We start from the raw sequence: 21,836 nt of genomic DNA, 5'->3' as shown, positions 1-21,836 counted from the left end.
GGCTCCTGCTATAACGTGAAGGTGATTCGACTGATCAGCGCGCCGGGCAAGTGGGTAGAGCCGGTCTGACGCTGGCTGTAGGTGCTTGATTGCAGGATCAGCTCCCGCTTGCGGGTCAGGTCTTCCAGCGCACTGCCCAGCAGGCTGTAGGCGCTGTCATCGAAGCGCATGGTGCTGACCGGGGCGACGATCTGGCCATTTTCGACCCAGAAAGTTGCAAAGCGTGTCATGCCGGTCAGACGTGCGGCGGCGCGGTCCGAGAAGTTCAAGTACCACAGGTTGCTGATGTAAAGGCCGGTGCCGAGCTTTTCAAGGATCTGATCCAGCTCCAGCGAACCCCCGGCCATGCTCAGGGCGCTGGGCCCTTCGCCATAATCCGCGCCGTTGGCGGGTAAGTTATATTCGGCGGCACTGCTCGAATCCACTAGGCGCTCGCGGGCTTGCCCGTTGGCGATCAGCGCCAGATCCTTGCGCGGGTAGCCTTCGCGCGAGAACGCAGGCGAGAGCGAGCCGGTGACCTGCTCGTCGATGCTGACCATGGCACTGAACGGCGTGTCGCCGTCATACAGCCGTTGCAGCGGGCTGCGTTTGCTGGCCAGCGCCTGAGCGGAAAACCCGCCCCAGGTGAGCATGCTGATCACTTCATCCATTGCCGCCGGTGCCAGATACGCAAGGTATTGCCCTGGTTCGAGCACATGCAGCGGGCGTCCGAGAAACTCCAGTTGCTCGCGTGCCTGTTCGAAGCGACGTACGAAGGCCTCGTTGTTCCAGTCGTGACCGGCGTAATTGGCTTTCACCGCCTGGCCGTTTTCATGAAACAGGCTCCAGTCGAAATTGAAGCTGTTGCCCTGATGCCAGCCCAGTGCACCCCAGGAACTGGCAAAACCGCGATACAACGGGCCTGCCGCATAAAAGCCCACCAGGTCGAGACCTTGAGCCAGTGCGCTGATCTGCTCCACGACCTGTGCGCTGTCCGGCAGCGGCAGGTTTTGCACGTTGCTGCTCTGCCAGGCCTGCGTGTTGGGCAGCAGATACGGGTCTTCCGACAGCGATGGCAGCGTGTCGCGCAACTGCTGCAAGGCCTCAGTCAGACGCCGGGTGTCGGTTTCGGTATCGCCGGACAGCGTCACTTCCAGATTGGCGTGACGCCCGTCGTCAATCAGCTTGAAGGTCAGGATCACCTGCTGCACGCACCCGGCCTGCCGGACCTGCCCGTGGTTGAAACGGATGAAATCCGACGCTTCGGCGTCGTAGGCCAGGGTGAACTGTTCGCTCGGGCTGAGCGCCGCCTTGAGCACGGCGACCAGCGCCTCGAATTGCTGTTGGTGCGACATCAGGCGTCCCCTCCGAATACATCGACATTGGCAAACACACACGCCGGGGAGGCGTGGCCGACCCGGATCACCTGGTTTGGCTCACCCTTGCCGCAGTTGGGGGTGCCCAGCACTTTGAAGGTGCTCGCATCGCCAACGGCGCTGAGGTTTTTCCAGAATTGCGCAGAAATCGCCCGATAGTTGGGGTTCTTCACCACGCCCTTGAGCTCGCCGTTTTCGATCAACTGGCCCCATTCACAGCCAAACTGAAATTTGTTGCGCGCATCGTCGATGGACCACGAGCGATTGCTCGACATCAGAATACCGTGCTCGATCGTGCCGATCAGGCTGTCCATCGACTGATCGCCGGGCTCGATATTCAGGTTGGCCATGCGATCGATGGGCGCGCGGTTCCAGCTACAGGCGCGGCTGTTGGCCACGCCGTCCAGGCCGCTGCGGTATTGCGACAGCGCGCCGCCGAGCGGACGCAGCAGCAGGCCTTCGCGAATCAGAAACTGCTTGTGCGCCGGGGTGCCGTCGTCATCGTGCGCGTAACTGGCCAATTGTTCGGGAATCTCCGGGTCGAAGGTCACGTTCAACAGGCTGGAACCGTATTGCAGGCTGCCGAAATCCGATGTCTTGACGAAGCTGGTGCCGGCGTAATTACGCTCGTCACCGAGAATCCGGTCCAGCTCCAGCGGGTGGCCGATGGATTCGTGAATCTGTAACACCATCTGGTCCGGCATCAACAACAGATCGCGTGGGCCGGACGGCGTGTTAGGTGCGAGGATCAACTGCAAGGCCTCATCGGCCACGCGTGCGGCAGAGCCGATCAGCCCGCAATTGCTCAGCACTTCGAGGCCGCCCTGTTGGCCGAAGTTGTCGCCGCCGAGGTTGCGCGTCTGGCTGTCGCGCCCGTCGTAAGCGGTCACGCTCATGCCGGGAAAGACAAAACGCTGCGCCTGACGAAGCTCGGCGCCTGCGCTGTTGAAGTAGATCTGTTCGACGGTTTCCAGCCCCAGCGTGGCTTGCCAGTTGACCAGGCGCTCGTCTTTCGGCACCGCATTCGACTCGCCCATCAGCAGGCCGATGCAGTCGCTCAGCGGTGGGAAGGCCTGGTCGATGTTCGGCGACAGATAGTCCGCTCTGGCGGTCGACACGGCTTGCGTGCTCAGGTCCAGCAAGGCATGCGGCGCCAGACGCCTGGCCAGTGCCTCGGCCTGTTGAAGGGCCGCTTGCAAACCCTGGCGGGAAATATCGTTAGTGGCAGCGTAGGCTTCGACGCCGTTCAGGCGCACGGTCAGCATTGCGCCTTCATCGCTGCTCAGCGACGGTGGTTCGGCCACGTTCTTGCGCACGCACAGCCGTTGGCCGGTGCGACGCACGTAACGCACGGAAAAAAATTGCGCCTCACTGTGCAGGGCCGCGAAGTGCTGCTTGAGTTGGGCGGAGAAATCGAACATGCAGACAAGCTCCTTCTTGAGGGGGTGGTCGGTAAAGTCCGGACGGCCTTTTGAGCCGATTGCCTTTGAGAGGGAGATAACCCCCCAGGATTGCCAGACTTCATCTGCAAGCTTTGAGCCAGACGCTTCAGCCCTGCATCACCAGGCGGATATCCGCGGCGAGTTCACGCACGCGCTCTTCTTCGGTGTCCCACGAACACATGAAGCGTGCGCCGCCATTGCCGATGAAGGTGTAGAAGCGCCAGCCTCTGCCCGTCAACGCCGCGATGGCCGGTTCCGACAGTTGCAGAAATACACCGTTGGCCTGCACCGGGAACATCAGTTCCACGCCCGGAATGTCCTTGACCAGCTCAGCCAGCAATTGCGCGCAGCGGTTGGCATGGCGTGCGTGCTTGAGCCACGCGTCGTTTTCCAGCAGCCCGACCCACGGCGCAGACAGGAAGCGCATTTTCGACGCCAGTTGCCCGGCCTGCTTGCAGCGGTAGTCGAAATCCACGGCCAGGTCATGGTCGAAAAACAGGATCGCCTCACCCACCGCCATGCCGTTTTTGGTGCCGCCGAAACATAGCACATCGACACCCGACTTCCAGGTCAGCTCGGCCGGGGAAGCGTCCAGGAACGCGCAGGCATTGGAGAATCGCGCGCCATCCATGTGCAAATGCAGTCCCAGTTCCTTGCAGGTGGCGCTGATCGCCTTGAGTTCTTCCGGCTGATAAACGCCGCCCACCTCGGTGGCCTGGGTCAGGGTCACGACGCGAGGTTTGGGGTAGTGGATGTCCTGACGCTTGAGCGCCACTTCCCGGATCGATTCCGGGGTCAGCTTGCCGCCAGCGCTGCGGGCCGTCAGCAGTTTCGAGCCGTTGGAGAAAAACTCCGGCGCGCCGCACTCATCGGTTTCGACGTGGGCCGTTTCCGAACAGATGACACTGTGGTAACTCTGGCACAACGAAGACAGAGCGAGCGAGTTGGCTGCCGTACCGTTGAAGGCAAAAAACACTTCGCAATCGGTTTCGAACAAACGGCGGAAATCATCTGACGCACGCGCAGTCCACTGATCGTCGCCGTATGCACGCTGATGGCCCTTGTTCGCCTGTTCCATGGCGGCCCAGGCTTCGGGGCAGATACCGGAATAGTTGTCACTGGCGAACTGTTGGCTTTGGTCTGTCATGGCCGATTCCTTGTGGACCTATTAGGCTGCGCACTTTAGCGACAATACGGGGTGCGGTCATGTGTTGACTGCATGACTGACTGAACCGATCAGGAGTGATATGGATCTTTCCAACCCGCCTTTTCTGCCGGGACGCAACAAGGCGCTGGACCTGCTCAAATGGCTGGCGATGCTGAGCATGGTGCTCGATCATCTGCGTTATGTGGGCTGGTCGGTTGATTTTCTCTACGTGCCGGGGCGTTTTGCCTTTCCCTGGTTCTGCCTGGCGATTGCGGTGAATCTGTCGCGGCGCAGTGCAGCGATTGTCACCCCGCGCGTGCAGTGGCGTTATCTGGGCTGGTTGCTGGTGTTTGCCGGGCTGGCGGAGATTCCGTATCGGCTGTTCATGGCCGATGCGACGGTGCTAAACGTGATGCCGACCTTGTTGCTGGGGCTGGTGATTGCGCAGGGCTGGCAGCAGCGCAACCCGACCACTCGAGTCATGGCCATCGTTGCACTGTTGTTGACGGCGATGTTTCAGAAATACCTGATGTTCGGATTTTCCGGCGTGCTGTTGCCGCTGGTCTTTGTGCTGGTGCTGCAAAAGCGCGTTTGGTATTCGGTTTTTCCGGCCATTTTCTGTCTGGCAGGCAACGCCTGGTCGCAGATGTTTGCCGGCGCGAGCTGGGGCGATCCGATTTCCGTGGGGTCGATAGTTGCGTGCGTGTTGGCGCCCGCGCTTGGCATGACATTGCTGCGCAGTAAGCCGGGTTTCGCAGTGATCCCGATGCGGCGCTGGGCCTACGCGATCTACCCGCTGCATTTTCTGTTGTTGCTGGGAGTGCGGGCGGTGGTGGGGCGGGTCTGAGAACAGCAACTGTCGTGCGACGCAGAGCGTCGCGAACGGTATTCCACTGGGGCGCTTTTGTGGGAGCGGACTTGTCCGCGAAGACGCTGGTTCAAACGATGCACATTCGGAGAATGTATCGGCCCTTCGTGGGCAAGCGAAGCGTCGCCCGGTCCACTCCCACGGCCTTCGGCCAGAATCAAAAGCATGCTTGTGTATTACAATGAGCGCTGGGGCGTGCGGAACGATAACCTCAGCTATCGCTCGACACAGAGTAGCCCTTCGAGGATCAGCTATTGGGCAGCAAACGGCAGGTGATGCTCTTGATGTAGCGCGTTTCGGCAATTGCCGGGTGGACGGGATGGTCCGGGCCCTGGCTGCCGCGTTCCAGCAGCTGGATATTGCGGTCCAGGTGGCGGGCGCTGGTCAGGAGGATGTTCTGCAGGTCGTCTTCCGGCAGGTGCATCGAGCACGAAGCGCTGACCAGAATGCCATCCTTGGACAGCAGGCGCATGGCCTGTTCGTTCAGGCGACGGTAGGCGCCTTCGCCGTTCTTCATGTCTTTCTTGCGCTTGATGAACGCAGGCGGGTCGGCCACGATCACGTCGAAACGCTCTTCGCCAGCCTTCAGCTCCTTCAGGGCTTCGAACACGTCGCCTTCGATGCAGGTCATTTTTTCGGCAAAACCGTTCAGCGCCGCATTGCGCTCCACGCCATCGAGGGCGAAAGACGAAGCATCGATGCAGGTCACGTCGGCGGCACCAAATGCAGCTGCCTGAATGCCCCAGCCGCCGATGTAGCTGTAGAGGTCCAGCACGCGCTTGCCTTTGACATATGGCGCCAGGCGCGCGCGGTTCATGCGGTGGTCATAGAACCAGCCAGTCTTCTGCCCGGCCATGACCGGCGCTTCGAACTTCACGCCGTTCTCTTCCAGCGCGACCCATTCCGGCACCAGGCCGAATACAGTCTCGACATAACGATTCAGGCCTTCCGCATCGCGGGCCGCCGAGTCGTTCTTGAACAGGATGCCGCTGGGCTTGATGACCTGAACCAGCGCCGCGACGATGTCTTCCTTGTGGTTTTCCATGGTGGCCGACGCCAACTGGACCACCAGGATGTCACCGAAACGATCGACCACCAGACCCGGCAGCAGGTCGGAATCGCCGAACACCAGGCGATAGAACGGCTTGTCGAACAGGCGCTCGCGCAGTGACAGCGCGACGTTGATGCGGTGAACGAGCAGCGACTTGTCGAGCGGCAGCTTGATGTCGCGCGACAGCAGGCGAGCGCAGATCAGGTTGTTGGGGCTCATGGCGACGATGCCCAGCGGTTTGCCGCCCGCGGCTTCCAGCAGTGCCTGATCGCCGGCCGCAAAACCATTCAGCGGCGTGGCGGCTACGTCGATCTCGTTGCTGTAGACCCACAGATGACCGGCGCGCAGGCGGCGGTCGGCGTTGGCTTTGAGGCGCAAGCTAGGCAGGGACATGACGTCGCTCCTGAAAAAAGAGCGGGATTATAGCGCGTCATCCCGGTTGTGCACCGGGATGACGACGATTAACGCGATGTATTATGCGGACAGCGCTTCAATCAGCGTGCTGTTGAAGGCCGGGATGTCGTCAGGCTGGCGGCTGCTGATCAGCGTGCCATCCGTTACAACGGCCTGATCAACCCATTTGGCACCGGCGTTGACCAGATCGTCTTTTAGAGAGCTGAAGCTGGTCAGTGTCTTGCCTTTGACCAGACCTGCAGAAATCAACAACCAGCCGCCATTACAGATGACCGCCAGTGGTTTGCCGGACGCGTCGATGTCCTTGACCAACTGCTGCGCGTCGACGTCGGTGCGGATGGTGTCGGAGTTTTGCACGCCGCCTGGCAGTACCACGCCGTGTTAGTCGCTGGCATTGGCCGCCTTGAAGGTCCGGTCGACGTTGAAGTCGTCAGCCGGTTTGTCGTGATTCCAGCCTTTGACCTGGCCTTCTTCTGCAGAAAGAATTTCCACGGTGGCACCTGCCTGCTCCAAGGCTTCTTTGGGGCCGGTCAATTCGACCTGCTCGAAACCGTCGGTTACAAGAATTGCGATGCGCTTGCCAGTCAGTGATTTGGACATGTGATCCTCCAGTGTCAGGCTTCATGAATAGCGCACGGCGAGCCTTTTTGAGGCTGCCGTCTACGCCACGTACACAGGGTCCGAAGCTGTACACACGCCAAAGTTCCGAGAAAATCTTCGTCGGTGGAGATGGACCGTTCACGTTCAAGAGCGGAGAATCCAGCCATTATCGCGAGTGAATACCTATGTCCGAAGAGCTTACCTCCGAGCAGATACAGCTGGCATTGCAGGGCATCAGCGTGCCGCCCCAGCCGCAGATCATGGTGGATCTGCAGATGGAACAGTACATGCCTGATCCGGACCTGGGCGTCATTGCGCGCTTGATTGCGCAAGACCCGGGGCTGTCTGGAGCGCTGCTGAAGATCGTCAATTCGGCGCACTACGGGCTGTCCAGCAAGATCGCCTCGATCGAGAAGGCCGTGAATCTGCTGGGCAGTCGGACCGTGATCAACCTGATCAACGCGCAGTCGATTCGGGGCGAGATGACGGACGAGACCATCGTCGCCCTGAACCGTTTCTGGGATACGGCGCAGGACGTCGCAATGACCAGTCTGACGCTGGCCAAGCGCATTGGCTCACAGACTGTCGATGAATCCTACGCACTGGGCCTGTTTCATGACTGCGGCATCCCGCTGATGCTCAAGCGCTTCCCCAATTACATGACGGTGCTGGAAGACGCCTACGCCAATGCCGGGCCTGACTGCCGTGTTGTCGACACCGAAAACCGTGCGTACGACACCAACCATTCGGTGGTGGGTTATTACACCGCCAAATCCTGGCGTCTGCCGGAGCATGTCACCAACGCCATCGCCAATCATCACAACGCATTGGCGATTTTCCAGGACGACTCCAGCCGCGATCCCACGCTCAAAAACCTGCTGGCGCCGCTGAAAATGGCCGAACATATCTGCCAGTCCTATCGCGTTCTGGGCAGTCAGGATGTCGATCACGATTGGGAGAGTGTCGGGCCGTTGGTGCTCGATTACGTTGCGTTGTCCGAGTACGACTTTGAATACCTGAGGGAAAGCATTCGCGAACTGGGTGCGCGTTGATCCAGCGCGCCGCCGGGCTTTCTTTTTCGCACGACCGAGTTATCCATGCCTGAATTACCAGAAGTCGAAACCACCCGCCGGGGCATTGCGCCGCATCTCGAAGGTCAGCGTGTCAGCCGCGTCATTGTCCGTGATGGTCGTCTGCGCTGGCCGATCCCCGAAGATCTGGATGTGCGCTTGTCCGGGCAGCGCATTGTGCAGGTTGAGCGGCGCGCCAAGTACCTGTTGATCCAGGCCGAGGTGGGTACCCTGATCAGTCATCTGGGCATGTCCGGCAACCTGCGTCTGGTCGAAGCCGGCTTGCCGGCCCTCAAGCATGAGCATGTCGACATCGAGCTGGAGTCGGGTCTGGCCCTGCGCTACACCGATCCGCGTCGTTTCGGCGCGATGCTCTGGAGTCATGACCCGCACAACCATGAACTGCTGATTCGGCTCGGGCCGGAGCCACTGACCGATCTGTTCGACGGCGAGCGGCTTTACGAGCGCTCGCGTGGCAAGTCGATTGCCGTCAAGCCGTTCATCATGGACAACGCTGTGGTTGTGGGCGTGGGCAATATCTACGCCAGCGAAGCACTGTTCGCGGCGGGCATTGACCCGCGTCGAGAGGCCAAAACCATTTCCAGAGCGCGCTATCTGAAACTGGCGATCGAGATCAAACGCATTCTGGCCTACGCCATCGAGCGCGGCGGCACGACGCTGCGGGATTTTATCGGCGGCGACGGCAAGCCGGGGTACTTTCAGCAGGAACTGTTCGTCTATGGCCGTGGCGGGCAGCCCTGCAAGGTGTGCGGAACGACGTTGCGCGAGATCAAGCTGGGCCAGCGTGCCAGCGTCTACTGCCCGAAGTGCCAGCGCTGAAATTCCCGGACCGTAGACCTTGGGCCACTTGCGTTACCCCCATCCCTGTTTATAGTGATGGCACCTCAATTCGCTACGCCTGAAGGACCACGCCATGAGCCTGTTTCGTATTCTCGCTGCCACGCTGGCGTTGTTCATAGGCTTGCAGGCGATGCCCGCCATCGCAGGCGACGTCAACGAAGGCAGTGGTGACCCGGTCTATGCCATCCAGAATCCGCCGGCCTACGCCATGATCGGTGACCTGCTCATTGCCAGGCCATTGCTGATCGTGGCGACGGTTATCGGCACCGGTCTGTTCGTGATCGCTTCGCCCTTTGCGGCAGCGGGCGGCAATCTCGGGGCGACGGGCAAGGCGCTGGTGGTCGATCCGGGCAAGGCAGCCTTTGTGCGCTGCCTGGGCTGCACCGGTGACGGATACGCAAAGCAGCGGTAAAGGATCAGGCCTTGCTGGTGATGATCCGGTACTTGTCCATCAGTTGCTCTTTGCTTTCGACGTGATTTTCGTCCAGCGGAATGCAGTCGACCGGGCAGACCTGCTGGCACTGTGGCTCGTCGTAATGACCCACGCATTCGGTACACAGGTTCGGATTGATCACGTAGATCTCTTCGCCTTGTGAAATCGCCTCGTTCGGGCACTCGGGTTCGCAGACGTCGCAGTTGATGCAATCGTCAGTGATGATAAGGGACATGAATTGCTCCTGCCGCAGCCGACGCCGGGGCATATGAAAACCAATGCGGCGAATTGTGCCGCATTAGGCTTCGGGATGCACCTTGACTTGCAGCGTCAGGGCCTAGCGCTTGAAGCGCTCGGTCAGCGCATCAGCGACGGCAGGGTGGACAAACTTGGTGATATCTCCCCCCAATGCAGCGATTTCACGCACTAACGTCGAGGAAATGAACGAGTAACGCTCGGACGGCGTGAGGAACAGACTTTCGACGTCCGGTGCCAGCTGGCGGTTCATGTTGGCCAGCTGGAACTCGTATTCGAAGTCCGACACTGCACGAAGACCGCGCAGAAAGACGTTGGCGTTCTGCTCCTTGGCAAAATGCGCGAGAAGCGTGGAAAACCCGACGACTTCCACGTTGGGCAAGTGCTTGGTGACCTCGCGAGCCAGCTCGACACGTTGCTCCAGCGGGAACAGCGGGTTTTTCTTCGGGCTGGCGGCAACGGCAATGACCACTTGGTCGAACAGGCGCGAGGCGCGTTCGACCAGATCTCCATGGCCCTTGGTAATAGGGTCGAAGGTGCCTGGGTACAACACTCGGTTCATCGCGTCGTCCTGGTCGGAGTCCGTTGTGGGACTCGGATGGTATCGCAGCCTTCCCGACGGGCCAAGCTGCCCGACATGCGCTGAAGGTCGTATTGCGCCGATTATCGGCCATGTTTCGCACGAAATGCCCTGATTGTGGGGGTATCTGACGTTCTGATATTAATCTGTGAAATACCGTAATAGTTTGCAGGTCAGGCGTTATGTCGATTTGCCACTGTCGGCCTATCCCGTTGCTCAAACGCTTGCGCTACTATCGCCACCATCTCCTCAGCAGAGCGGCCCGGCCCAGCATGGCACCCCGTACCAAAACCCGTGAACGAATCGTGCAAACCAGCCTGGAGCTGTTCAACCAGCAGGGTGAACGCAGCGTGACCACCAATCATATCGCTGCACACATGGACATCTCGCCCGGCAATCTCTATTACCACTTCGCCAACAAGCAGGTAATCATTGCCGAGCTATTCCGGGAATATGAGCTATTGGTGGGCAGCTTTCTGACCTTGCCCGCCGACCGTCCGCCGACCATGGAAGACAAGCGCGATTATTTTCTGGCGATTATCGATGCCATGTGGCGCTATCGTTTTCTGCATCGCGATCTCGAGCACCTGCTGACCTCGGACGCCGAGCTGGCAGCGCGCTATCGGCGCTTCTCGTATCGCTGTCTGATGCAGGCGATGACCCTCTACCGTGGGTTCATCAAGGCGGGCATTCTGAAAATGGATGAGTCGCAAATCGAGTGGACCAGCCTTAACACCTGGATCGTGTTGACGTCGTGGGTGCGTTTCCTGTGCACGAATCGTGAAAATTCCACGCACGTGAACGACGAAGCGATTCGACGCGGTGTCTATCAGGTGCTTATGCTCGAATCCTCCTTTGTCGCCCCGCAGGCCCGTGAAGCGTTCGACGCCTTGTGCGCAACGTTTCATGCGTCGCTGCCAAAGATTCTGGAGTGAATTTACGGGTCGTTCAGCGGCCTGATTAGCAGGTTTTCTGTCGCAGGAGTGTGTCATATCTATCGCGCAACTGATCAGCCCGCAGCAGCTGGTCGCCCGCCAGAAACATCCCGGGCTGGTGATTCTGGATTGCCGTTTTGCCCTTGAAGACTCCGATTACGGGCAGCGCAGCTATGCGCAGGGGCATATCGAAGGTGCATCATTTGCCGACCTGAAGCGTGACCTCAGCGGGCCGGCGGTCAAGGGCAAGACCGGACGCCATCCGTTGCCGGACCCGGACGCCTTGCTGCACAGCTTTCAGGCGTGGGGCATCAACGCTGACAGCGATGTGGTGCTGTATGACGACGGCCCCGCCATGTTTGCCGCCCGTGCCTGGTGGTTGCTGGCCTAGCTGGGCAAGCGCGAGGGCGTCTACTTGCTCGATGGTGGCCTGAAAGCCTGGCATGCGGCGGGGTTGCCGCTCAGTCTCGATGCGCCCAGCCATGCTTCCGGACAGTTCCGCGGTGAGCCGGACATGTCGCTGTTGCTGAGCGCCAGCCGATTGCAGGGGCGTCTCGGGCGTCCGGAAATGACCCTGATCGACGCCCGTGCCGAAGCCCGTTTTCGCGGCGACGTAGAACCTCTCGACCCCGTGGCCGGGCATATTCCTGGCGCGCAGTGTGTGCCGTGCAGCGACAATCTCGGGCCGGACGGGCTTTTTCTGCCACCCGAACAGCTCAGGCAGCGGTTCGCCGAAAAGCTGCAAGGTCGCCCGCCGGAAAGCCTGGTGTCCTATTGCGGCTCTGGCGTGACGGCGTGCCTCAACCTGTTCGCGCTGTGCCTGGCCGGTTATCCATTGGGGACGCTGTATGCGGGCTCATGGAGCGAGTGGATCACCGACCCGTCCCGAGAAGTCGCCACTGGCGCCGATTAAGCGTGGGCGTTGCGCTCGTGGGCAGCGCTTAGCCACAGGGGAATGCGCCGTTCGAGGTAATAGCCCGGATTGCGCAGCGAGCCCTCGACGAAACCGACATGTCCGCCTTTGGCATGCAGTTCGAATTCGGTGCAGGACGACAGCTCGCTCGGTTCAGGCAGGCTGTGAGGGAAGACGAACGGGTCGTCACTGGCCTGGATAATCAGCGTCGGCGTCTCGATCTGCCCCAGGTAGTAGCGGCTGGACGCTCTGCGGTAATAATCCGTCGCATCCGCGAAACCGTGCAGTGGCGCGGTCACTCGGCCATCGAAGTCCCAGAACGTGCGCATGTTCTCCAGCGAGCCGAGGGCTGCCAGCTCGGCGAGCCCCTCGGTCAGCCCTTCATGCTGAAAGCGCTGCTGTTTTTCGCGAACGTAGGCGAGCATTGCGCGCATGAAATGCCGCTGATAGACCTTGGAAAAGCCTTGGCCGATACGGTTGGCGCATTCATCCAGGCGAAATGGAACTGATACCGCAACCGCACCCAGCAAGTCGCTGTGCCTGCCGGCTTCGCCCAGGTATTTGAGCAAAACATTGCCGCCCAGCGAATAGCCGGCGGCGTACAGCGGCGCGAGTGGGCGCTTTGTTTTCAAGTGAGCGATCACTTCAGCCAGGTCCTCACTGGCCCCGGAGTGATAGCTGCGTGACAGCAGATTCGGCTCGCCCGAGCAGCCCCGCCAGTTCAGCGCTACGCTGGCCCAGCCCCGCGCCGCCATCGCCTTTTGCAGCCCTGCGACATACGGCGAATTGGACGACCCGGTCAGGCCATGCAGCACCAGCACCAGCGGCGCATCGACCGCATCCGGCCCGTGCCAGTCCATGTCCAGAAAATCCCCGTCCTTCAACCACAACCGTTCGCGCGTTCGCGCCAGCAGCGTCGGCTTGCGTAACAGTGGCCCCCACAGGGTTTGCAGATGCGGGTTGCTCATCCCGATAGCCGGAGTGAACGGGTGTGCATGGGACAGAAAAGTGGCGCGTGTAGGCACGGTATTGCTCGACGATCTATTCAAGGGCTGATGCTGTACGGTGCCATCAAGTGGGGCGGGATGTAAGAGGGGAGTGTGCGAGTGGCGTGACAATCTATTTGAGCATTATCGGCATTAGCCCGAGTTTGCCCTCACATAAGGCTCGATAGGCGGCTGCTCGCGATGCTCTGCCTGCCACAGATCGTAGTCCGCCTGGATACTCAGCCACAGGCGCGCGCTGCTGATACCCGCCCGCTCAAGCCTGACCGCCAGATCAGGACTCACCGGTGCGTGCCCGTGCAGAATTCTAGACAGCGTTTCGCGTGCAAAACCCAAATGACTGGCGAATTCCGTAACAGTGGTCTGCAAGCCCGGAATCACCTCTTCAAGCAGGATCTCACCCGGATGGGGAGGGTTGAACATTTCCATGGGGACCTCCGTTCAGTGGTAATCCAGGTAGTCGACCAATTCGACATCTGTATCCAGAAAGCGAAAAATAATGCGCCAATTAGCATTAATGGTTATTGACCAGAACCTGCCAGCTCGCCTTTTAAGGGGATGAAGTCTCCAACCGGGTATATTGACGTTATCTGGCGTTCTCGCTCTATTCAGTATCGCGAGAGCGTGCGCCAGGTGTTTCGAATGATCAACTCTGACTCCGCTGGTGGAACCGGTTTCGAAAAAACCCCTCAGTCCTTTGTGCCTCCAGCTGACAATCAACGGCCCATTGTGATGCGATACATCACACTCCGCAATTGTCGCGTCGCTGTCCGGTTTACCTTGCTCATAACCTTCCTTTTCGGGCGTGGCGACGAGCCACGATCACGTCTACGGGTCTTGAGCAATGGGACTATGGCTGCAAACTTGAGTCAACGAGGGCGACGTAGGATCAGTCTGGAATTTCGGTAAGCTTGTTAACAAATGGAGGCGATTGCCGAATCTGCGGGACGCAATGTTGGTGCGCCCCGTCTAAACAAGTTTTTCGCTATCCCCGCTGCCACAACGCGTAATAAACCTGTCCGGCCTTTTTCTCGCGATGCAGCCGCCAACTGCCGGGCAGGCCGGTGGTCGATGGCGGGGTTTCGCTTTCGGTGTAGATCCTGGCCGTGTCGGCCAGCCAGCCTCGGGTTTCCAGCAGGTTGCAGGCGGAGGCCAGCAAGCCCTGGTGGAAGGGCGGGTCGAGGAAGACCAGATCGAAAGGCGTTGCAACAGCGGTTTCCAGATAGCGCAAGGCGTCGGTCTGGGAAACCTGGCCGCTGGAGCAGTTCAGGGCGTTGAGGTTCTGGCGCAGGCTGGCGATGGCCGCTGCGTTGCTGTCCAGCGCCAGGCCCATGCTGGCGCCGCGCGACAGGGCCTCGAAAAACAGCGCGCCGCTGCCGGTGAAGACATCCAGCACTTTGGCGCCGGCAATGTGCGGCGCGAGCCAGTTGAACAGCGTTTCGCGCACGCGATCCGGCGTCGGGCGCAGGCCGGGGGCGTCCGGGAAGGTCAGGCGGCGGCTGCCCCATTCCCCCCCGATGATACGAAGCTGACCCAGGCCGTTATGGCCCTTCGGACGTGGATTGGCCATCAGTGTTCCGGGACCCCTACAGGTTGGCGAGCAGGTGTGTCAGTCGGCGCGGGCAGCGGCTTTTGCTCCACCGTCGGGCCAACGCTGACGATGACCATCTTGTCGGCGCTCAGATGCTTGCTCATCGCGGCTTTGACCTGTTCGACGGTCACGCTCTGGGCGGCGGTCATGTAGTCTTCCAGGTAAGTCAGCGGCAAGTCATAAAAGCCGATAGCGCCCAGTTGGCCGACGATGGCCGAGTTACTGGCGGCGGTCAGCGGGAAGCTGCCGGTCAGCTCACGTTTCACGTCATCGAGTTCTTTCTGGGTCGGACCATTGGCGAGGAAATCGCGGACGATGTCCTGCACCAGCTTGAGGGTGTTTTCGCTCATCTCCGCACGGGTCTGCAGACCGATCATGAACGGCCCGGCAACCTGCATGGCCGTGAAACCGGACGATACGCCATAGGTCAGCCCGCGTTTCTCACGCACTTCGGTCATCAGGCGGCTGCCGAAGCCACCGCCGCCGAGTACCGAGTTACCGACAGTCAGCGCTGCGTAATCCGGGTCGTTACGGTCGATGCCCAGTTGCGCGAGCATCAGGTGGGTCTGATTGGAAGCGAACTCGATGTGTGTCGGCCCCGCCTTGGGCTCGACCGGATTGGCGACCTTGGCCAGCGCCGGACCTTTTGGCAGCGAAGCGGAAACCTGTGCGGCGATGGCTTGCGCTTCATCCCGTGACAGGTCGCCGACCAGCGCAATGACCGCATTGCCCGCCGCATAAGCCTTGCTGTGGAAAGCCTTGAGCTGGGCAAGCGTAATGGCATTGATGCTTTTGACATCACCTTCGCTCGGGTGAGCATAAGGATGATCGCCATACAAACGCTCGAACAGTGCCTTGTTGCCGATAGCGGCGGGGCTCTGTTTCTGGCTTTTGAGGCTGTCGATCAACTGGTTTTTGATACGCGCCAGCGAGTCGGCAGGGAAGGTCGGTTTGCCGACCACTTCGCCGAACAGCTTCAAGGCCGGATCACGCTTGTCGACCGCACTCAGGCTGCGCAGCGAGGCAACGGCCATGTCGCGATAGGAACCGTTGCCGAAGTCTGCGCCCAAGCCTTCGAAGCCCTGAGCGATGGCGCTGACGTCCTTGCCTTTCACGCCTTCGTTGAGCATGGCGTTGGTGAGCAGGGCGATGCCGGGTGATTTCTGGTCCTGGCTGCTGCCAGCGGCAAAGATCAGGCGCATGTCGAACATCGGCAGCTCGCGGGACTCGACGAACAGCACCTTGGTGCCTTCGACGGTGTTCCAGGTCTGGATGTTCAGCGCGCGGCGGGCAGGCGCCTTGCCGTCCAGTTCTTTCAGGGTTTGCAGGTTGCTGCCCAGTGTCGGCGTGGCCTGGGCTGGTTCGGCAACAGCGGCGTTATCGGCCAGCACCGGCTGGGCAACAAAGGCTCCGAGCGAGCCAGCCAGGATCAGGCCGAGCAGCGCATGACGTGAAGCATTGCGCTTGATCATTTGGCTTTCTCCTCAGGCAAAACGTGTGCAACGCTTAGGCGCTCACGGGTGAAGTAGGTATTGGCGGCTTTCTGAATGTCCTGCGGGGTCACGCTCTGCAGGTCTTCCAGTTCCTTGTCCATCAGTTTCCAGGACAGGCCGACGGTTTCCAGTTCGCCGATCATGGTCGCCTGGCTGGTGATCGAATCGCGCTCGTACACCACGCCGGCAATCACCTGGGCCCGGACGCGCTCAAGTTCTTCAGCGGACGGTGCCTTGGTTTTCAAATCATCGAGCAGGCGCCAGATCCCGGCTTCGACATCGACCAGGGTCTTCTTCTTTTGCATGTTCGGCGTGGCGCTGATCATGAACAGGCTGTCGCCACGGGCAAAGGCGTCATAGCGCGACGAGGCGCCGGAGACCAGTTCTTCGCCACGTTCCAGTCGTGCCGGAATGCGGGCGCTGTAGCCACCGTCCAGCAGGGCGGCGATCAGACGGAGGGCGTTGGCCGAGCGGGGATCTTCAGCGGTCGCGACGCTCGGCACGTTGAAGCCGTAAATCAGGCTCGGCAGCTGGGTTTTGACGTGCAGGGTGATCTTGCGCTCGCCGGGTTCGGCCAGCTCGATCGGTTTTTTCGAGGGCGGCACATCGCGGCGCGGGATCGGCCCGAAGAAGCGTTCTGCCAGCGCCTTGACTTCATCCGCCTGCACATCACCGACCACCACCAGCGTGGCGTTGTTCGGGGTGTACCAGGATTCGTACCAGTGGCGCAGTTCTTCAACCTTCATGCGTTCCAGGTCCGCCATCCAGCCGATGGTCGGCGTGTGATAGCCGCTGGCCGGGTAGGCCATCGCCTTGAAACGTTCGAAGGCCTTGCCCATCGGCTTGTCATCGGTGCGCATACGACGCTCTTCCTTGATGACTTCAATTTCGCGACTGAACTCGTCGGGCGGCAGTTTCAGCGTCGCCATGCGATCGGCTTCCAGCTCCAGCGCCACGCTCAGGCGGTCACGAGCCAGCACTTGATAGTAGGCGGTGTAGTCATCGCTGGTGAAAGCGTTCTCTTCGGCACCCAGATCGCGCAGAATCAGCGAGGATTCTCCCGGTCCGGTCTTGCTGCTGCCTTTGAACATCATGTGTTCAAGCGCATGGGACAGACCGGTCTGGCCCGGCGTTTCGTAGCTGGAGCCGACCTTGTACCAGATCTGGGAAACGACCACCGGTGCGCGGTGATCTTCGCGGACAACGACTTTCAGGCCGTTGTCGAGGGTGAATTCACGGGTCGGTTGCGGATCAGCAGCCAGTGCTGTCAATGGCAGACAAACTGTGCTGAGCAGCAGGCCTGCGGCGCGGTGGGCTAGAGCATTCATTCGTAGTTCGAACCTGTAAGACGGCCCGCGTGAACTTAGCGTCGGCGGGCGCGGGGGTGTTAGGATACCGATCCGTTTGCTTCAGAGACAGCCTTCACTGGCCGATTGCGAGTGAAACCTGTCTGAAACGCAGGTAAAGGTAGCTGCACAAGCGGCCGCTGAGTGAACAAGACGTCCTGAACGCAGTCTGTTTTGCATGTCAAAATTTTTCCGGGCCGCCCTCTGGCGTTCCGCAACCTTGAGATAGCCGTCCTCCATGTTTGGTTCCAACGACGACAAGAAGACCCCAGCCGCGGCTGGAGAGAAGAAAGGCCTGTTCGGATGGCTGCGCAAGAAGCCGCAGGAAGCCGAGCCAACGCCACCCGAATCGACCCCGACGCAGCCTGAACCGGCTGTCGAAACGACGCCGCAGGCAGAGCCTTCTGTCGCCTCGCCGTCTGTGCCGGAAACGGTAGCTGAAGGCGCCGCTGCTGCACCGCAAGCGCCGGTCGAGCCAGGTGAGCCGTCACCACAGCCGTGGCTGACCTTGCCGGTTGCGGAAGAACCGGTCGCACTCAGTGATGACCGTGCACCGCATGTCACCCCGGTAATCCCGGAGCAGAGCCACTTTTATAAAGGCGCTGAGCCCGACGTGGCTGAACCGGTCGAGATCGCACCGGTTGTCTCCGAGCCTGTAGTCGAGAGCGTGCCGGTCAGTATGTCCGCGCTCGAACCGGTTCAGCCAGAGTCCGTTCCGCCAGCACCTCGCCAGCCAGAACCTGCTCCTGTAGTCGTGCCATCCGTTCAGGATGCCATTCCGGCGCTTGTTCCTGCCCCGGCCCCGGTTCAGGAGCCCGAAAATGCCAAGGTCGGCTTCTTTGCCCGCCTCAAACAAGGCTTGTCGAAAACCAGCGCCAGCATCGGCGAAGGCATGGCCAGCCTGTTTCTCGGCAAAAAAGCCATCGATGATGACCTGCTGGAGGAAATCGAAACCCGTCTGCTGACCGCAGACGTGGGCGTTGAGGCCACCTCGGTCATCATTCAGAGCCTGACTCAGAAAGTCGCCCGCAAGCAACTGACCGACGCGCAGGCGTTGTACACCTCGTTGCAGGGCGAGCTGGCTGCGATGCTCAAGCCGGTCGAGCAGCCGCTGGTGATCAAGGCCGAGCACAAACCGTTCGTGATTCTGGTGGTGGGCGTCAATGGCGCAGGCAAGACCACGACCATCGGCAAGCTGGCCAAGAAGCTGCAACTGGAAGGCAAGAAGGTCATGCTGGCAGCGGGCGACACGTTCCGTGCTGCTGCTGTCGAGCAACTTCAAGTGTGGGGCGAACGTAACCATATCCCGGTCATTGCCCAGCACACCGGTGCCGATTCCGCTTCGGTCATCTTCGATGCCGTGCAGGCTGCCAAGGCGCGTGGTATCGACGTGTTGATCGCCGACACGGCCGGTCGCCTGCACACCAAGGACAACCTGATGGAGGAATTGAAGAAGGTGCGCCGCGTGATCGGCAAGCTGGACGCCGACGCGCCTCATGAAGTCTTGCTGGTGCTTGACGCTGGCACTGGTCAAAACGCTATCAATCAGGCCAAACAATTCAACCAGACGGTCACCCTGACCGGGCTGGCGCTCACTAAACTGGATGGCACAGCCAAAGGCGGCGTTATTTTCGCCCTGGCCAAACAGTTTGGCTTGCCAATTCGCTACATCGGTGTGGGTGAAGGGATCGACGATCTGCGCACCTTCGAAGCCGAACCCTTTGTTCAGGCTCTGTTTGCGGAGCGGGAGCGTCCATGATTCGATTCGAGCAGGTCGGTAAGCGCTATCCGAATGGACACGTCGGGTTGCATGAACTGAGCTTTCGAGTACGTCGCGGCGAGTTTCTGTTTGTCACCGGTCACTCCGGTGCGGGCAAAAGCACGCTGTTGCGCCTGTTGCTGGCCATGGAGCGCCCGACAACCGGCAAACTGATGCTGGCCGGTCAGGACCTTGGGCAGATCAGCAATGCGCAGATCCCCTTTTTGCGCCGCCAGATCGGTGTGGTGTTTCAGAATCACCAGTTGCTGTTCGATCGCACGGTGTTCAATAACATCGCCTTGCCGTTGCAGATCCTGGGCCTTTCCAAGCCAGAGATCGCCAAACGGGTCGATTCGGCGCTGGATCGCGTGGCCTTGTCCGACAAGGCCGAGCTGTACCCCGGCGACCTGTCCACCGGCCAGCAACAGCGGATCGGTATTGCCCGCGCCATCGTCCATCGCCCGGCCTTGCTGCTGGCGGATGAGCCGACCGGTAACCTCGATCCACGTCTGGCAGCGGAAATCATGGGCGTGTTCGAAGACATCAATCGACTGGGGACCAGCGTGCTGATCGCCAGTCACGATCTGGCGTTGATCGCCCGCATGCGCCATCGCATGCTGACTCTGCAACGCGGTCGCCTGATCGGTGACGGGGAGGCCGGTGTATGAGTGCTACACGTAGCCCCAAGGTTTCGGAACGCGTCGCGCCCAAAGCAGCCGATCCGTTGCCGCCGAAAAAGAACAAGCAGCGTCATGATCACGACGATGACGGCCCGAACTTCAGCATGCTGCTGTCGGCCTGGCTGGAAAGCCATCGTTCCAGTCTGGTGGACAGCTTGCGTCGTCTGGGCAAGCAGCCAATCGGCAGCTTCTTCACCTGTCTGGTCATGGCGATTGCCCTGAGCTTGCCCATGGGGCTGTCGTTGCTGCTGAGCAACGTCGAGCGTCTTGGCGGTTCATGGCAGCGAGCGGCGCAGATATCCATTTACCTGAATCTGGACGCCAGCGCTGCCGACGGCACGCGGATGCGCGACGAGATCAAAGCGATGCCCGGCGTAGCAGATGCCGAGTACATCAGCAGCGATCAGGCGTTGAGCGAGTTCAAGCAACAGTCCGGTCTGGGCGAGGCACTTAAAGAATTGCCAGAGAATCCGCTGCCAGGTGTAGTGCTGGTCACGCCGGATGAAGTGGACAAGCCTGCCCTCGAAGCCTTGCGTACCCGGCTTGCCGGGCTGCCGAAAGTCGAGCAGGCGCAACTGGATCTGGTCTGGGTCGAAAGACTGGCGGCTATCCTCAAACTGGGTGATCGTTTCGTTTTCGGCTTGACGGTTCTGCTGGTCTCGGCTTTGCTGTTGGTCATTGGTAACACGATACGTCTGCACATCGAAAACCGTCGCACCGAAATCGAAGTAATCAAGCTGGTGGGCGGTACGGACAGCTACGTGCGCAGACCCTTTCTCTATATGGGCGCGCTGTATGGTTTCGGGGCGGGAATCCTCTCCTGGGGCGTTCTGGCGTATGGCCTGGACTGGCTGAATGGCGCAGTCGTCGGGCTGGCAGGTTTGTACGGTAGCGACTTTGCGCTGGCTGGCGTACCGCTGGCCGATGGTTTTTCGCTCTTGCTTGGAGCGGTTCTGTTAGGGTATATCGGTGCCTGGATTGCGGTCGCCCGTCACTTGCGTGAGCTGGCGCCCCGATAAGGCGTAAAATAATGTTTCACCAGATCGGCTTTTGACAATCAAGGAACTTGGTTAGCGGTTCCGAGTCAATCTGGCTAGTGCTGAACTGCACATCCTATGTGCGCTGGAGGTTTTTTCGTATGACCACTTCTTTGCAACCTGCTTATGCTTTAGTCCCGGGTGCAAACCTTGAGGCCTATGTGCAAACGGTCAACAGCATTCCATTGCTGACGCCCGAGCGGGAGCGTGAACTGGCTGAGAGTCTCTACTATGAGCAGGATCTGGACGCGGCCCGACAAATGGTCCTCGCCCACCTGCGCTTTGTTGTGCACATCGCTCGCAGTTATTCGGGTTACGGTCTGGCGCAGGCCGACCTGATCCAGGAAGGCAACGTCGGCCTGATGAAGGCCGTGAAGCGCTTCAATCCGGAAATGGGCGTGCGTCTGGTGTCGTTTGCCGTGCACTGGATCAAAGCCGAGATTCACGAGTTCATCCTGCGCAACTGGCGTATCGTCAAGGTCGCCACGACCAAAGCGCAGCGCAAGCTGTTCTTCAACCTGCGCAGCCAGAAGAAGCGTCTGGCCTGGCTGAACAACGACGAAGTACATCGCGTCGCCGAAAGCCTGGGCGTCGAGCCGCGTGAAGTCCGCGAAATGGAAAGCCGCCTGACCGGCCATGACATGGCCTTCGACCCGGCAGCCGAAGCGGATGACGACAGCGCGTTCCAGTCGCCAGCCAATTATCTGGAAGACCACCGCTACGACCCGGCGCGTCAACTGGAAGACTCGGACTGGACCGACAACTCCACCGCCAACCTGCATCAGGCGCTGGACGTACTCGACGAACGCAGCCGCGATATTCTCTACCAGCGCTGGCTGGCAGAAGAAAAAGCCACGTTGCACGATCTGGCGCAGAAGTACAACGTCTCCGCCGAGCGTATTCGTCAGCTGGAAAAAAGCGCGATGAACAAGCTCAAGACGTCGATCGCTGCGTAAGGCTGTCTGACAACGAAAAACGCCCCGAGATGATCGGGGCGTTTTT

At 60.2% G+C, this 21,836-nt stretch carries 21 protein-coding genes and 2 pseudogenes; 10 read left to right on the top strand and 13 right to left on the bottom strand.

The genetic code is table 11. From position 1 onward, the window contains the following. Positions 1-8 precede the first annotated feature (8 nt). From BLT55_RS19585 to BLT55_RS19575, 3 genes are all read right to left on the bottom strand, one after another. A complete protein-coding gene (locus BLT55_RS19585) occupies positions 9-1,334 on the bottom strand; it encodes a TldD/PmbA family protein (protein WP_054999818.1) in 1,326 nt (441 codons plus the stop codon). Beyond that, complete coding sequence (locus BLT55_RS19580) at positions 1,334-2,776, bottom strand: TldD/PmbA family protein (RefSeq protein WP_054999819.1); 1,443 nt, start codon at positions 2,774-2,776, stop codon at positions 1,334-1,336. The genes BLT55_RS19585 and BLT55_RS19580 overlap by 1 nt, the downstream gene beginning before the upstream one ends. Before the next feature lie 127 nt (positions 2,777-2,903). Further along, a complete protein-coding gene (locus BLT55_RS19575) occupies positions 2,904-3,944 on the bottom strand; it encodes a threonine aldolase family protein (protein ID WP_007248115.1) in 1,041 nt (346 codons plus the stop codon). Positions 3,945-4,044: 100 nt separating this feature from the next. Here BLT55_RS19575 and BLT55_RS19570 point away from each other — a divergent pair, with 100 nt between their 5' ends. Continuing rightward, on the top strand, positions 4,045-4,791 hold the full coding sequence (locus BLT55_RS19570; RefSeq protein WP_054999820.1) for a TraX family protein: 747 nt from the start codon (positions 4,045-4,047) through the stop codon (positions 4,789-4,791). A 268-nt stretch (positions 4,792-5,059) separates the two neighbouring features. Here the strand turns inward: BLT55_RS19570 and BLT55_RS19565 are convergent, their stop codons facing one another. After that, entirely contained in the window at positions 5,060-6,256 is a 1,197-nt protein-coding gene (locus tag BLT55_RS19565) for a class I SAM-dependent rRNA methyltransferase (protein ID WP_074800772.1), read from the bottom strand. An 81-nt stretch (positions 6,257-6,337) separates the two neighbouring features. Further along, positions 6,338-6,877 (bottom strand): annotated as a pseudogene (locus tag BLT55_RS19560) (type 1 glutamine amidotransferase domain-containing protein). Between the two features lie 239 nt (positions 6,878-7,116). On the opposite strand from BLT55_RS19560, the gene BLT55_RS19555 reads away from it, so the two are divergent. From BLT55_RS19555 to BLT55_RS19545, 3 genes are all read left to right on the top strand, one after another. Beyond that, positions 7,117-7,929, top strand: coding sequence for an HDOD domain-containing protein (locus BLT55_RS19555; RefSeq protein ID WP_174518597.1), 813 nt, complete (start codon positions 7,117-7,119; stop codon positions 7,927-7,929). Between the two features lie 45 nt (positions 7,930-7,974). Next, entirely contained in the window at positions 7,975-8,787 is an 813-nt protein-coding gene (gene mutM / locus BLT55_RS19550) for a bifunctional DNA-formamidopyrimidine glycosylase/DNA-(apurinic or apyrimidinic site) lyase (RefSeq protein ID WP_007248110.1), read from the top strand. Between the two features lie 94 nt (positions 8,788-8,881). Then, positions 8,882-9,220, top strand: coding sequence for a hypothetical protein (locus BLT55_RS19545; RefSeq protein ID WP_007248109.1), 339 nt, complete (start codon positions 8,882-8,884; stop codon positions 9,218-9,220). 4 nt (positions 9,221-9,224) lie between these two features. Here BLT55_RS19545 and BLT55_RS19540 read toward each other — a convergent pair whose 3' ends face one another. Further along, a complete protein-coding gene (locus BLT55_RS19540; RefSeq protein ID WP_003316325.1) occupies positions 9,225-9,476 on the bottom strand; it encodes a YfhL family 4Fe-4S dicluster ferredoxin in 252 nt (83 codons plus the stop codon). Positions 9,477-9,578: 102 nt separating this feature from the next. Further along, positions 9,579-10,058 (bottom strand): pantetheine-phosphate adenylyltransferase, encoded by a 480-nt coding sequence (gene coaD / locus BLT55_RS19535; RefSeq protein WP_054084572.1) that lies wholly within the window; start codon positions 10,056-10,058, stop codon positions 9,579-9,581. 290 nt (positions 10,059-10,348) lie between these two features. Here coaD and BLT55_RS19530 point away from each other — a divergent pair, with 290 nt between their 5' ends. Next, positions 10,349-11,011 (top strand): TetR/AcrR family transcriptional regulator, encoded by a 663-nt coding sequence (locus BLT55_RS19530; RefSeq protein WP_054998728.1) that lies wholly within the window; start codon positions 10,349-10,351, stop codon positions 11,009-11,011. Between the two features lie 55 nt (positions 11,012-11,066). Beyond that, positions 11,067-11,924: pseudogene (locus BLT55_RS19525) on the top strand (sulfurtransferase). On the opposite strand, the gene BLT55_RS19520 reads toward BLT55_RS19525, so the two are convergent. The 6 genes from BLT55_RS19520 to BLT55_RS19495 form a co-directional block, all read right to left on the bottom strand. Then, positions 11,921-12,949 (bottom strand): hydrolase, encoded by a 1,029-nt coding sequence (locus BLT55_RS19520; protein ID WP_074800769.1) that lies wholly within the window; start codon positions 12,947-12,949, stop codon positions 11,921-11,923. The pseudogene BLT55_RS19525 and the gene BLT55_RS19520 sit on opposite strands and share 4 nt — an antisense overlap. 114 nt (positions 12,950-13,063) lie before the next feature. Continuing rightward, positions 13,064-13,357, bottom strand: coding sequence for a HigA family addiction module antitoxin (locus BLT55_RS19515; RefSeq protein ID WP_007248105.1), 294 nt, complete (start codon positions 13,355-13,357; stop codon positions 13,064-13,066). Between the two features lie 12 nt (positions 13,358-13,369). Next, complete coding sequence (locus BLT55_RS19510) at positions 13,370-13,648, bottom strand: type II toxin-antitoxin system RelE/ParE family toxin (protein WP_074800766.1); 279 nt, start codon at positions 13,646-13,648, stop codon at positions 13,370-13,372. Positions 13,649-13,913: 265 nt separating this feature from the next. Beyond that, complete coding sequence (gene rsmD, locus BLT55_RS19505; protein WP_054998730.1) at positions 13,914-14,498, bottom strand: 16S rRNA (guanine(966)-N(2))-methyltransferase RsmD; 585 nt, start codon at positions 14,496-14,498, stop codon at positions 13,914-13,916. Then, a complete protein-coding gene (locus BLT55_RS19500; protein WP_054998731.1) occupies positions 14,498-15,991 on the bottom strand; it encodes a M16 family metallopeptidase in 1,494 nt (497 codons plus the stop codon). Before BLT55_RS19500 ends, rsmD begins: the two co-directional genes overlap by 1 nt. Beyond that, a complete protein-coding gene (locus tag BLT55_RS19495) occupies positions 15,988-17,340 on the bottom strand; it encodes a M16 family metallopeptidase (protein WP_054998732.1) in 1,353 nt (450 codons plus the stop codon). The genes BLT55_RS19500 and BLT55_RS19495 overlap by 4 nt, the downstream gene beginning before the upstream one ends. 256 nt (positions 17,341-17,596) lie before the next feature. On the opposite strand from BLT55_RS19495, the gene ftsY reads away from it, so the two are divergent. From ftsY to rpoH, 4 genes are all read left to right on the top strand, one after another. Further along, on the top strand, positions 17,597-19,117 hold the full coding sequence (ftsY, locus tag BLT55_RS19490; protein ID WP_054998733.1) for a signal recognition particle-docking protein FtsY: 1,521 nt from the start codon (positions 17,597-17,599) through the stop codon (positions 19,115-19,117). Further along, positions 19,114-19,785: a cell division ATP-binding protein FtsE gene (gene ftsE / locus BLT55_RS19485; protein WP_007248099.1), complete on the top strand. Its 672-nt coding sequence runs from the start codon at positions 19,114-19,116 to the stop codon at positions 19,783-19,785. Before ftsY ends, ftsE begins: the two co-directional genes overlap by 4 nt. Further along, complete coding sequence (gene ftsX, locus BLT55_RS19480) at positions 19,782-20,816, top strand: permease-like cell division protein FtsX (RefSeq protein WP_054079698.1); 1,035 nt, start codon at positions 19,782-19,784, stop codon at positions 20,814-20,816. Before ftsE ends, ftsX begins: the two co-directional genes overlap by 4 nt. Positions 20,817-20,935: 119 nt before the next feature. Next, complete coding sequence (rpoH, locus tag BLT55_RS19475) at positions 20,936-21,790, top strand: RNA polymerase sigma factor RpoH (RefSeq protein ID WP_003402233.1); 855 nt, start codon at positions 20,936-20,938, stop codon at positions 21,788-21,790. Positions 21,791-21,836: the final 46 nt, after the last annotated feature.

This window comes from Pseudomonas cannabina, from assembly GCF_900100365.1.
GTDB lineage: Bacteria > Pseudomonadota > Gammaproteobacteria > Pseudomonadales > Pseudomonadaceae > Aquipseudomonas > Aquipseudomonas cannabina.
This window is presented reverse-complemented; position numbering and strand designations above follow the sequence as displayed.